We start from the raw sequence: 13,091 nt of genomic DNA on the forward strand, positions 1-13,091 counted from the left end.
GATTCCGTTTGCCAAAAGTTCCAGTTCAATCTCGTCAGAAAAGCCATTAAGGTCCACTTCAAAGGTCTCCGGGGCTCCCGACGATACAACTTCGAAATAGGCCGTGTTCTCACAGGCAACTCCATTAGTTGTCTGGCTGACCGTCAAGGAATAATCCCCAAGAGCAGTTATATCCAAGGTTGGCTGGTTTCCTATCTCATTACCGTTTTCATCACTCCAACTGTAGCTTTCAAAAACACCCCCGTCAATGACCAAGTCCGGACTATCAGGACAAATGACATAGCGTTCTTCCATGTTCATTTGCGGCAATGGATTTACAATCAGGTTGAAACTGGATACGTCAAAACAACTTTCCAAATCAGTGTGCTGAACACGTGCCCACAGGGTTTCATTCAGGTTGGTATTTTGATAATCGGCCTTTGAAAGGGGCGACAAATTGTTTAGGGCATCATTCGCGGAGCTATGATAGCTGACATCGTAAAACAAAGGGTCCTGACCGTTCAATACCTCATCGTCCTTTTGGGAAAGGTCGAAAAAGTAACTACCCGTTTCGTCGGAATCACAGATGATGATATCCGATGCCGTATAGGCCGTTGGCGTATCAAATACCTTTACCTGAAAGAAACCCAGGTTGTAGCACTGTGAATTATTGGTATTCTCCAATCGGAAATGGATGGTCTGGGGATTACTCGTATTTTGATAATTCCCAGTAATTGGGTTTTGTGAATTTTCTGCATCGACTTGAGAAGTATAAAAAGAAATATTTGTACCCGAAGCTCCGTTCAAAATTTCATTTTCTTTTTCGGCTAGGTCGAACAAAAAGAATCCATCATTGTTATCGTCACACACCTGCCAATCGGTAACCGAGGGTACTACAGGGGTATCATAAATAATCAAATCAAAAGAGGTAGTATCATAACAACTGATATCGGAGGCATTCTCCACACGAACAAATACAGTGCTTTGATAGACAGTGCTTGAATAGGTATTGGTGTTCAATGGGTTTGTGCCCGCATCCGCATCGCCCTGTGATCCGTGATAGCTGATATTCAAACTGTTTGGGTTTTGGGTACCGATAATTTCCACTTCCGTCTGACTTAGGTCGAAAACGGCTTCCCCATCATTGTTGTCATCACAAAGGGACAGGTCGGTCGGTCGGTTGGCAACGACTCCGGGAATCACTTCGATCATGAAGCTACCCGTTCGGTAACAGTCCGTATGGGTACTGTTCTGGAAGCGGATAAAAACCTCCTCCGCAGCTACCGTATTGGTATAGTTTACAGGCAATGGATTTGTCCCAGTATCGGCATCGGCCTGTGAGGCGAAATACAGGATTTCGAACTTTGTTTCGTCCTGACCATTGAAAATCTCCGCGTTCTTTTGGGAAAGGTCAAAAGTGAAAAGTCCGTCCGTATCGTCATCGCAGACCGTCCAATCGGTAATCGCGGGTACGTTAGGTGCTTCCCGGGCAATAATGTTGAACTGGGTGGTGTCATAGCACTGTCCGTTACTTCTATTTGATACACGTATAAAAACAGGTGTTGTTCCATAATCAAAGGAATGAATGGCTTCCAAGGCATTGACATTGCTGTCCGCATCGGCCTGGGTCAAAAAATAGGCTACGCTAAAATCGTTCGAGTCTTGGGTACCCAAAACCGTCCTATCAAAAGAAGGCATGTCCAAATTATAACTTCCGTAGGAGGTGCATCCTATCAAATCCGTAGGCGTATTGGCCACAGGTGTTTCATAAATCGTAATGTCCTTAGTCTCGGTTTTTGTATCGGTGGCCGTATTCGCCGTAACATTTACGGTATACGTTCCGGGAGTTGCATAAATATGTACCGGTTCTTCATCCGTGGAGGTGTTTCCGTCCCCAAAATCCCAAGTAATCGAAGTAATGGGGCCTGAAGTCTGTACTGAAAATTCCGTACCCTCTCCCAGACAGAAATTTTGTGCCTCTATGCCTACATAAAAGAAACTGGTGATAAAAGGAGGTAAACCCAACATACTTGTGGTACCGGCACCCAAATACACTCCCTCTTCCACCATATTACACCCTACCCCCAAAACCTCCGGATCGTTGACGACCATCAAAAAAGGCCTACCTAACCGGGCCACGTAGATTTTTCCGTCAATTCCCATTTGTATTGCCCCAGGAAAATCCGTATAATAATAGTCCGGGCTCAAATAATCTTGGGTCAACGTGGTACGGGAAGCCATAATGGTATTGCGGTCATAACTGCTTATGTCATACTGGTACACGCCACTGCGCGTACTAACGTACAATAAGTTGCCACTGGCAGAAAATTCAACACCATAAGCACGGTCGCGGTCATTTGTATCGTCAAAGGTTCCTTCCAAACTTAATGGGTCATAAACCAACCCAGTCGCAGTATCGAACCTATACATCTCCAATTTACCATCTTGGCCATAGGCAGATGCCAACATACTTCCATCTTGGCTGGCTTTTATCTGTCCCACAAAAGAGTAGAATGTTGTTCCTAAAACAGGCATTGTGGAAACCACGGGAACCATATTGATGCCCGTATTATCTATTAAGTAGGCCAAAAATTGATTGGTATCGTCAGCACGGGTAATTACCCAGATACTTTGCCCATCGGCATGTTCCACGGCGGTAATACGTTCGCTTATTGGGGTCCGTAACGGCACATTTTTTTCTGAAGTTACATCGCCCAGGCCGCCATTGAGCGTCATATCCACCACATTATAGGTGAGGCCATCGGGTCCATATTCATTATCAATGACAAAAACGTAGAACAAATTGGGGTCACCGGGATGGGGTACGATCATACCGGACTGTGAGGAAGAAGGGTCCCCCAACAATCCCGTACCATTGGGCATGGTATTATGGTTTCGATCCCAAATAGAAATACCATCTGTATAGAACAAGAGATTGCCCACATTATCCGAAATGGTAGCACACCCTTCACGTGTATAGATCTGCCCATCCACCAAGGGTACCGGGGTACCGGATCTGAAATCCAGACCGGCATTCCTACCAAAGTACCAGATAGCGGCTTCTTGTTGGGCAATTGAAAAATAACCAAGGAAAAGAACTAAAAACGTAAGATAGATTTGGCGGATCAAAGTAGGTCTGGTTTCATGTTTAGGACTGTAAAATATGGCCATTTATCCTATTGACATACTTCCTACTATAAAACGTAGGAAAAAACGGTAAAAGGAGCGCATCGATTTAATTGAATAAAACTTACTTTGCATAGATATTTTCATTTGTAACTATTACTACTTAGTCATAAGTGCTGATTTTTTCCTTTTCCCATTTCATATACTTCCTTCTTTCCTTAATTTTGCATTCTATTTCTAGATTGGATACTTATGTCAAATTTTTACGCGTTAACCGTTAAAAACATAAAAAAACTAACCCCCAATTCCGTGGCGGTCACTTTTGAGGTCCCGAAGGATTTGGTCCAGACTTTTTTATTCACGGCCGGGCAATACATCACTATAAAAAAAGAAATTAAGGGAAAGGAATTACGTAGAGCATATTCTATCAGTTCCTCGCCCAAGAAAGACCATATTACAATTGGCATCAAGAAAGTAGATAATGGTGGATTCTCCCATTACGCCAATACCAAACTACAAGTTGGCGACACCTTGGATGTTATGCCCCCTGAAGGTCGGTTTTCATTTAAACCCACGGATAACCCACAACATGTAGCGGCCTTTGCAGCAGGTAGCGGTATTACCCCTATCATGAGCATTGCCAAGTCCGTACTGGATGGAAACCCGAAAAATACCTTTGTACTGGTCTATGGTAACAAATCCTATGAGGAAACCATGTTCTATACGGATTTGGTAAAATTGGAATTAGATTATACCAATAGGTTTTTTATTTATTTCATTAATAGTCAAACGCGCGAGGATAAAGCGCTGTTTGGACGTATAGACACCTCTACGGTCAATTACGCGCTGAAGAACAAACATGCCAAAACGGATTTTGATGGATATTACCTTTGCGGGCCTCAACAAATGATAGAAAACGTAAAGGATACACTCTTGGATAATGATATTCCTGAGGACCATATCCATTTTGAACTTTTTACCGCCACCGAGATTAAGGATGAGATGCCAAAATTACCCGATGGACAAACCGCATTGAGCGTTATGTTGGATGACGAAGAGTTCCAGCTGACCATGGACAAGAAAACGACGGTGTTAGATGCGGTTTTGAAAGAAAATATCGATGCTCCATACTCCTGCCAGGGAGGGGTATGCAGTAGTTGCATTGCGAGAATAAAAGAAGGAAAGGCAGAAATGGCGGCCAATCAAATTCTTACGGATAGTGAAATTGAAGAAGGTTTCGTACTTACCTGTCAGGCCCATCCCACAACGCCTACCCTTAAAGTGGATTATGACGACGTTTAATGCACCTGCACTTTACTTTTTCTTGTAACATATGCCGCTTAGAAGTAATAACATTCCCAAATTATTGAATTGGGCTAATTTGACGTAGTCCTTGCGTTACCTTTAGTCAATTTCTAACTTTAGATATGACTTGGGAAATTATTACCGTTTTTCTAATCATCGGCGCAGTGATTGTTCTATTTGCGTTCGATATCTTCCCCATGGACAAAATCTCTTTTTTTATTATTGGGGCGCTTTTGTTATCGGGATTGGTGAGTCCGGAAGAAGCGGTTAGCGGATTTTCAAATAAGGCGGTAATTACTATACTCTGTTTAATGATTTTGGCCATTGGCCTGGAAGAGAACGGCGTAATCTCATGGTTTGCCAAAGGCTTGAAGGTTTTAAAAAATTGGCCTGCGGTTTTAGTAATGATTGTCATCATGATGCTGTCGGGTGGGATTTCTGCCTTTATCAGCTCCACCGCCGTAGTCATCGTATTCATTAAAATTGTAGCAGAGTTAAAGGCAAAATACGGTTTACTTCCCGGTAAACTACTGTTGCCCATTTCTTTCGCCAGTATCCTAGGGGGCAGTTGTACGCTAATGGGTACTTCTACCAACTTAATTGTGAACAACATTTTTAGTCGCTATACGGATGATAAGCTGGGCTTTTTTGAATTTTCGCTAATGGGACTTGCCTTTTTAGGCACATCGATACTGATTATTGTTCTGTTTTATAGCTTTTTACCCAAGGGAAAAGGAGAACAACTTTCTGAAAAATACAATCTAAACAAGTATATCTTGACGTTAAAAGTGAATCCGGATTCCCCGCTTGTAGGAATACCTCTAGAGAAATCCTTTATGTTCAAAGATCCCGAAATCACGGTATTGCGAATAACCCACAACAATCTTGAAGAAAATATATTAAATCCAAAGTTGAAAATCAGGATCGGTGACGTTATCCTTTTGCATTGCAGCCTTGAAAATCTCCAAAAAATGAGGGCAGAAGGTTACTTTGACCTTGAAATCGACGAAACTACCACAAGTACGTTTTCCAAAGGTACATCCGTAGAAAAAGTGGACAGGGAAGAAGGGGAAGATGACTCGAAGGAAAAAGTTGAGACTGTTCTTTTGGAATTACTTTTATTACCCGGGTCTCGGTTTTTAGGGAAAACACTTACCTCCCTTAAAAAAATGATTGTGCCCCGTGCCATTCCCATCGCCATAAATAAAAGAAAGCCCTTGACCAATCTTAAAAGCCGCCTACATTTAGATGACAAAACCATTACCAAACTCAAGGTCGGGGATAGATTACTGATTCAAACCTCGGCCTCCTTTATACCCAATTTTGAAAACAGTAATAACCTTGCCGTCCTAAACCAATTTGATGGCGGCATGCCATCCACGCCCTATAAAAGAAATCTCTCCCTAATTATTTTGCTTGTGACCATATTATTGGCAGCTACAGGCGTACTTGAAATCATGCCCAGTGTTGTTTTAGGAACCTTGACCATGCTTTTGTTCAAATGTATTGAACTGAACAATATCTATGAGAAAATAAATTGGCAGATTATCTTTCTATTGGCAGGTATGATTCCCTTGGGCGTGGCCATGACCAATGCCGGTGCGGACCTATGGCTAACGCAAGAATTGCTTAATCTTCTGGAGGGTCAAAAACCTATTATCATTATTGGTGTATTATTCCTAACGACCATGCTATTCAGTGCCGTGGTCTCAAACAATGCTACTGCAATCATCATGGCACCTATAGCGATATCGCTTGCCAATGGATTGGCTTTGGATGTAAAGCCCTTTATTCTTTGTGTCATGTTTGCCGCAAACTTCAGTTTTTTTACTCCGTTAGGATACCAAACCAATGCTTTGGTCTATAGTATGGGCATCTATAAGTTTAAACACTTCCTAATCTTGGGTGGGGTTATTTCCTTTGTATTGTTGATCCTGGGTACCCTGTTGTTAAGTACTATGTTATAAAAGGCATGCTTAATCAGGACAAAAGCTTCTCGAATTGCTTGCTAGCACTTTCATACCCAATAGCATAGGCTTTTTCAATTCCTTTTCGGTCTAGAATACCTATATGTTCCAAGGATTTTGGTTCTATGACCAAATCACAGCTTTTTATTTTATCCCTGTTGATGGCATAAATCATCAAACCGGTCACTCTACCCGTGAGTTGTATGGAATTTGTGAGATTCTTTTTATTCAATTCCGATACAATGGAAACATTGCTCCCAATAATATAGTCTACCTTATCCTTAATGGGCTCCAAGGGAAAATTATTCATGATACCCCCATCCGCATATAAACTCCCCTTATAATTCACAGGGCTAAAAACAGGTGGTAAAGCTGCAGAGGCCAATAGCGGTTTTATGAGCTCCCCTGTATTTATACATAATTCCTCCCCCTTTTCCAGATTGGTGGCGACGACATAAAGTTGTTTTTTTAAATCTTCAAATGTGTTATGTGGGAAATAGGCTTTGAATATATCTTCATACCTATCGGTATCTAAAAAACCGGCCTTACCAATCGATAAAAAATTGTATTTAAATAGTGGTGTTTCCTTAAAGAAACGAAGCATGTCCATAATTGGCGTTTCGTTAGCGTACAATGCCCCCACCAGCGCACCAACGCTGCTCCCTGCTACGACTGCCGCTTCCAAATCAAACTCCATCATGGCTTTTATGACACCAATGTGGGCCATACCACGGACGCCTCCCCCTGAGAGGACCAATCCAATTTTATTTGATTTCAGTGAATTGCTATCATTCATTTGCTCCAATAAAAATGCCGTATAAAGCTTTTGCTGCTCCATACGGCATTAAAATTAACCAAATACTCCCTTATGATTCTAATCCAAAAGCATAATAATATTTAGTTCCATCTTCATAAACACCCTCCAGCATAACGCCTCCTTTTTTGTTTTCAAGGATATTGGCCACATCTTCAACATCCTTTACGCGTTGCCCATCAATATGGGTAATAATAAAGCCTTCGCGCATCTGCGTCTCACTTTTGATCTTACCAGGATATAACTTGCTTACCTGCACGCCACCATCCAAATTCAGTTTCTCGGCCAAATTTTTATCCAAGGTTTCAAAATCCGCACCCAAAACATTAAATACTTCTTTTTTCTCCTTTTTAACGATGCCAAATCCACCTTCCGAATTCATAAGGGTTACCTTAAACTCCTTCTCCTTACCACCTCTATTTACCAAAAGTGTTACTTCATCGCCAGGTCTCTTACCCGCGATAATTTCCTGAAGCCTGGGAGAGGTGTGGGTCTCTATACCATTCACTTCTAATATAATGTCTCCAGCTTCTATTCCTGCCTTGTCAGCAGCACTTGCCTCACCAACTTGCTCAACCCAAACACCACTTGCAAAGTCAACATCCTTTTCTTTGGCTAAATTACTATCCATGGTACGAATACTTACGCCCAACATACCACGCTGTACATTACCGTATTTTAAAAGATCTTCTACCACTTTGGTAACAATATTACTAGGAACTGCAAATCCGTAACCGGTGTACGTACCGGTTCTACTGGCAATAGCCGTATTGATACCAACCAGATTACCATCTAAGTTCACTAAGGCACCTCCACTATTCCCAGGATTGATGGCAGCATCGGTCTGTATAAAGCTCTCCACAGCAAATTGTTCTTTATTAATGTTTATACTACGTGCCTTGGCACTTACGATTCCTGCTGTGACCGTAGAGTTTAAACCCAATGGGTTTCCTACTGCCAAAACCCATTCACCCACCTCTACATCATCTGAATTTACGAGGGACATGGTACTTAGATTATCCGCATCAATCTGTAGCAAAGCCAAATCTGTTGTAGGATCGGTTCCGATTACGGTAGCTTTATAGGATTCATTGTCGTACAGAGTAACCTCAACCTCATCCGCGTTGTCGATTACGTGATTATTCGTAATGATATATCCCTTGTCATTAATAATAACACCAGAACCTGTCCCAACCCTAGGTCTGGATTGCATCCCTTCAGGAGTTTGACCTTTGAACATGTCGCCAAAAAACTCTTTAAAAGGATCAGGTAGTTCCCTTGCACCCTGATTTCCATATTCAGGAGACGACTGGGTAGACTTAATATGGACAACGGCATCCAATACTTTTTTTGAGGTGTCCGTAAAATCCAAAGGCCTTATATTACCCTCATCATCTGCAGTGTACAAGACATTTTTTCCTGAGACAGTTTCTACCGTGGTTACGCCATTAATTTCTTCTTTTTGGTTTAATTTGTTAATACCTATTACCCCAAGACTAACAGCAAGGGCTATTGCGGCAGAAAAGAAGTAAACCTTAAAACTTCCTTTGCTTGATTTGTTTGTATCCATTTTTAATATTGTTTTTGTTTTACACCCTTCTTAATGTCAATACCCGTGCCACTTGAAGCCTATCTAATGCTAAATATTTTTTAAAATTTCATAGTTTTTTAAGTGTTTTTTTAGACTTACCAGTCTGTTATCATCAAAAAACTTCCGGAATATTGAAAGGAATGTGCATTTTAACGACTTTTTCTTTGAGGATATGGTGTGACTATAAATTAGTCGAATCATTTTGAAGCGAACTAACAGACTTCCCGGTCGGTTTCTGTCATTTTGAATTATTAGTGGTTATTCCTTACTCCTTTTTTGATAAAATATATTAGGTCTTAAAACCTTTGCGATATTTTATCGTATGTTTAAATAGTATTAAGAATATTAATGTCGTTTTGAATGCGAAGTACCGCTGTCCTTATTTTTGCCAACTCCTCTGAGGAAGAATTACAATATAAGCCCATACAACATGGAGAGGTGCTTTTTGATGCCTTAACGAAACAAACCCTGAAAAAAGTTGAAAAAACCTCCTTATCCTATTTCCATATAACAGAAGAGCAACAAGAAGGAAGTTCATTTGGGGAACGTTTTACCAATGCCATCCAAAATGTTTTTGATCTGGGGTTTGAGAAGGTTATTACTATTGGCAACGATACTCCACACTTACGCTCAAAAGATATAAGGAACGCTGCAGCAGCCCTTATTTCAGGAAAAACGGTAATTGGCCCTTCCCTTGATGGAGGATTCTATTTAATGGGAATTCATAGGGATAATTTTGACCCTGACCATTTTGTAAATTTACCATGGCAACAAATTGGGCTATACAACGCATTGCTGCAAAATCTTGAAAGGAAAAATTGTACTATTTATAATCTGCCTGTACGGAGTGATATAGATGATTTTCAGGATATTAAAACATTATCCAATTACATTAAATCGTTGCCCGTTACAATTAGGGCCATTTTAAACGTATATCTTCGAATTGCAAATAGCATCTACCTCTTTGTAAAAGAATTTTACACTACATTTTATACTGAACTCCCTTCTAATAAGGGCTCCCCTTTGTTGTTTCAAGTCTAACTGAAAATCGTGGGTTATGATTTTAACCCATATCAACTTTGAAACTAACACTTCCACTTCAACATGAAATATGTAATGTTGGTCATGACATTGTTCATGACTGCTTTAATTTTTGCGCAAAACACCGTTTCGGGTAGAGTAACCGATGCGGAGGGCGTAGCAATTCCCTACGTAAACGTTTTACTTTCGGGAACTAATCAAGGAACCACTACGGATGAATATGGAAAATATACACTACAAGTAAATGATACTAGTGATATGTTGATCTTCTCCGTTTTGGGTTTCGAAACCCAAGAGGTTGCAATAAATAACGCTTCAATACTAAATATTTCCCTACTGGAATCTTCCGAGCAACTCGATGAAGTTGTTCTTACAGCCCTAGGTCTTAAAAGGGAGACCAAAGAACTGGGCTATGTGGTCCAAAGCTTAGATGCACAGGGAGTGACAGAAGTAAAAGCCGTTAACTTTTTGGACAATCTCTCCGGGAAATTAGCTGGAGTGACCATTAATCAAGGGCCCACCGGGGTAGGTTCCACCTCAAAGATCACTATAAGAGGCGAAGCTTCCTTCTCCAACAACAACCCACTTTTCATTGTTGATGGTGTACCTATTAATAATAACTCCGTTTTTAATTTTACGAACGAAGCAGCAGCAGGTTTTCAGGAGATAGATTTTGGAAATGGAGCCATGGAAGTTAATCCGGATGATATTGCAGAGGTCTCCGTTCTAAAGGGCCCGAGTGCAGCCGCATTATATGGAACCAGAGCTTCGAATGGCGTCATTATTATTGAAACTAAAAGTGGCAAAAACACCAAAGGGTTGGGAATTAGCTACAATACCAGCTTTTTTGTAGATACTGCCTTTCAATTGCCCGATTTTCAAAATGAATACGGCCAAGGTAACGCAGGTGAGTTTGCCTTTGTTGATGGGCTTGGTGGTGGCACCAATGATTTGATTTCCTACAGCTGGGGGCCCCGTTTGGATGTTGGGAACTTAATACCACAATTCGACAGCCCCGTTACCCTGTCCGATGGAAGCTCTGTTAGAGGAGGCGATACAGCACTTTATAACGGCCTGCCAATTACCCCTACTCCCTTTGAATCACACCCTGATAACTTAAAAGATTTTTATAGGACCGGGACTACTTTCATTAACAATATAGCGATAGGGTCAGGTTTTGATAAAGGCAATTATAGGCTTTCCTTCACAGATTTAAGGAGCGAATCCATTATTCCAGGTGTGAACTTAGACAGGCAAACCATTAATGCCCGTTTGAGTTTTACCCCTATTGAAAAATTACGAATCAACACGACGATAAACTATGTGAATTCCAAAAGCGATAACCGACCATCCAACGGTTATGGGTCCGAAAACGTAAATTACTCTTTAGTAGGCTGGGGGCCAAGATCCCTGAACATGGAAAGCCTCAGAGATTATTGGCAACCCGGATTGGAAGGCGTTCAGCAGTATTCCTTTAACTATACTTATTTTGATAATCCCTTTTTCATCATGTATGAAAACAGGAACTCCTTTAATAGGGACCGTATCTTTGGTAACGTCTCCGCGAGTTATGATATAACGGATCATTTAACCGCAGCTATAAGATCTGGAATGGATTATTCCAGTGAACTTCGTCAATTAAGGCGCGCTTTTAGCTCCAATAGGTTTCAAAACGGGGGTTATGCGGAGCACGAAGTTTTCTTTAGGGAAATCAACACAGATTTCCTTTTAAACTATACCAATCGTTTTAGCGATGTCAGCATCGATTTTAGCCTGGGAGGAAATAGATTGGATCAAAAAGCGTTCACCTCACAGTCACAAACAACAAGTTTGGCCCAGCCTGGAATCTTTAGGCTCTCGAATGCAGCATCACCGATTGAGGTATTTGAGTTTGAATCGAATAAAAGGATCAACAGCTTTTACGGACTACTAAAACTAGGTTACAAAGATTTTCTGTTTTTAGATGTGACTGGTAGGAATGATTGGTCCAGCGCATTGGCCACACCATTTTCAGTCGACAATACGTCTTTCTTTTACCCTTCGGTCTCCTCTAGCTTTATTCTATCAGAGATTGTAGACGTTCCACAGTTTATTTCTTTTGCAAAACTCCGTGCGAGTTGGGCTCAGGTGGGTAATGATACCAACCCTTATCAAACCACTGGGGCTTTTGTTGCCCAGACCCCTTTTAATGGTCAGCCTACTTTTAGTAATCAAAACACGATTGCCAACCCGAATTTGAAGCCAGAACGAACATCTTCCTTTGAGGTTGGGGCCGATTTACGATTTTTTGGCGATCAGTTGCGTTTAGATATTTCCTATTATAATGCTTTGACCGAGGATCAAATTATTTCTCTGCCCATAGGAATCTCTTCCGGTTATACCCAACAAGTGGTCAATGCAGGCAGTGTGCGTTCCAAAGGTTTGGAGATTATTACGGGAATCTCCCCCATAGTCTCAGAAAATTTCTCTTGGAACAGTACCCTGAATTTTAGTGCTAACCGAGCCATTGTTGAGGATTTACCCCAGGACGATGGCCGCTTGACCCTAGCATATTCAAGAATTTACGACAGTCAAAACCAAACGGTATTTTTACAGGTTGAAGAGGAAGGTCGTGTAGGCGACCTTTACGGTACGGGGTATTTAAAAAATGATGACGGTGATTTTATACTAACTAACGAGGGTAGGTATATCCCTGATAACAATTTACAAAAATTGGGCAATTATAATCCTGATTTTATGTTGGGTTTCAACAACCAATTCAATTATAAAAATTGGAACCTTGGCTTTCTATTGGATTGGCGCCAAGGAGGAATTATCGTATCACGCACAAGAGCTTTGGGTAATGTTGGCGGTCAATTGGCAGAAACAGCTTTTCGCCCAGAAGAAGGTATTGTCCCAGAAGGTGTTGTGAATACAGGAACCTTGGAGAGTCCCGTATTTGTGCCAAATACGGTCGCCGTATCTCCAGAGAGCTACTACCGCCAATTTTATGATCGGAACCACGAGGAAAACAATACGTATGATGCTTCTTTCTTAAAGTTACGTCAGTTCTCAATTGGGTACACCTTTAAAGACCTTTCACTATTTAACCAAGATGCGGCCTTAAACATTTCACTCATTGGGAGGAATCTTTTTGCCTTAACGGAAAACCCCCATTTTGACCCAGAGCAATTGTCCGTACAAGGCCAAGGTTTTATAGGCGGTGTTGAGGATATGTCCTATGCTACTTCACGCAGTATTGGATTAAAGGCCGGATTTAATTTTTAAT

Annotated in this window: 7 protein-coding genes; 4 read left to right on the forward strand and 3 right to left on the reverse strand. The window is 41.2% G+C overall.

Translation table 11 applies throughout. The features are described 5' to 3' along the window. A partial coding sequence (locus tag PP182_RS03700) for a PKD domain-containing protein (protein WP_272649990.1) occupies positions 1 to 3,150 on the reverse strand: 3,150 nt, incomplete at its 3' end. Positions 3,151 to 3,357: 207 nt separating this feature from the next. On the opposite strand from PP182_RS03700, the gene PP182_RS03705 reads away from it, so the two are divergent. Together PP182_RS03705 and PP182_RS03710 are read left to right on the forward strand one after the other, a co-directional pair. Further along, positions 3,358 to 4,407 (forward strand): ferredoxin--NADP reductase, encoded by a 1,050-nt coding sequence (locus PP182_RS03705; RefSeq protein ID WP_272649991.1) that lies wholly within the window; start codon positions 3,358 to 3,360, stop codon positions 4,405 to 4,407. 125 nt (positions 4,408 to 4,532) lie between these two features. Continuing rightward, entirely contained in the window at positions 4,533 to 6,377 is a 1,845-nt protein-coding gene (locus tag PP182_RS03710; protein ID WP_272649992.1) for an SLC13 family permease, read from the forward strand. Between the two features lie 13 nt (positions 6,378 to 6,390). Here PP182_RS03710 and PP182_RS03715 read toward each other — a convergent pair whose 3' ends face one another. Together PP182_RS03715 and PP182_RS03720 are read right to left on the reverse strand one after the other, a co-directional pair. After that, positions 6,391 to 7,215, reverse strand: a complete 825-nt coding sequence (locus PP182_RS03715) for a patatin-like phospholipase family protein (RefSeq protein ID WP_272649993.1) — start codon at positions 7,213 to 7,215, stop codon at positions 6,391 to 6,393. A gap of 28 nt (positions 7,216 to 7,243) precedes the next feature. Next, entirely contained in the window at positions 7,244 to 8,761 is a 1,518-nt protein-coding gene (locus PP182_RS03720; protein WP_272649994.1) for a Do family serine endopeptidase, read from the reverse strand. A 381-nt stretch (positions 8,762 to 9,142) separates the two neighbouring features. Between PP182_RS03720 and PP182_RS03725 the strand changes: the two genes are divergently transcribed. Together PP182_RS03725 and PP182_RS03730 are read left to right on the forward strand one after the other, a co-directional pair. Next, positions 9,143 to 9,823 (forward strand): TIGR04282 family arsenosugar biosynthesis glycosyltransferase, encoded by a 681-nt coding sequence (locus tag PP182_RS03725; protein ID WP_272649995.1) that lies wholly within the window; start codon positions 9,143 to 9,145, stop codon positions 9,821 to 9,823. Positions 9,824 to 9,886: 63 nt separating this feature from the next. After that, complete coding sequence (locus PP182_RS03730; protein WP_272649996.1) at positions 9,887 to 13,090, forward strand: SusC/RagA family TonB-linked outer membrane protein; 3,204 nt, start codon at positions 9,887 to 9,889, stop codon at positions 13,088 to 13,090. The last annotated feature ends 1 nt before the right edge of the window (position 13,091 follow it).

Origin of the sequence: Maribacter sp. PR1 (assembly GCF_028464145.1) — a bacterium.
In the GTDB taxonomy this organism is placed as follows: Bacteria; Bacteroidota; Bacteroidia; order Flavobacteriales; family Flavobacteriaceae; genus Maribacter.

Coding starts and splice junctions, on each gene's coding strand:
- PP182_RS03715 (WP_272649993.1), bottom strand. CDS start 7,215: ATGGAGCAGCAAAAGCTTTATACGGCATTTTTATTGGAGCAAATGAAT.
- PP182_RS03710 (WP_272649992.1), top strand. CDS start 4,533: ATGACTTGGGAAATTATTACCGTTTTTCTAATCATCGGCGCAGTGATT.
- PP182_RS03720 (WP_272649994.1), bottom strand. CDS start 8,761: ATGGATACAAACAAATCAAGCAAAGGAAGTTTTAAGGTTTACTTCTTT.
- PP182_RS03725 (WP_272649995.1), top strand. CDS start 9,143: ATGCGAAGTACCGCTGTCCTTATTTTTGCCAACTCCTCTGAGGAAGAA.
- PP182_RS03730 (WP_272649996.1), top strand. CDS start 9,887: ATGAAATATGTAATGTTGGTCATGACATTGTTCATGACTGCTTTAATT.
- PP182_RS03705 (WP_272649991.1), top strand. CDS start 3,358: ATGTCAAATTTTTACGCGTTAACCGTTAAAAACATAAAAAAACTAACC.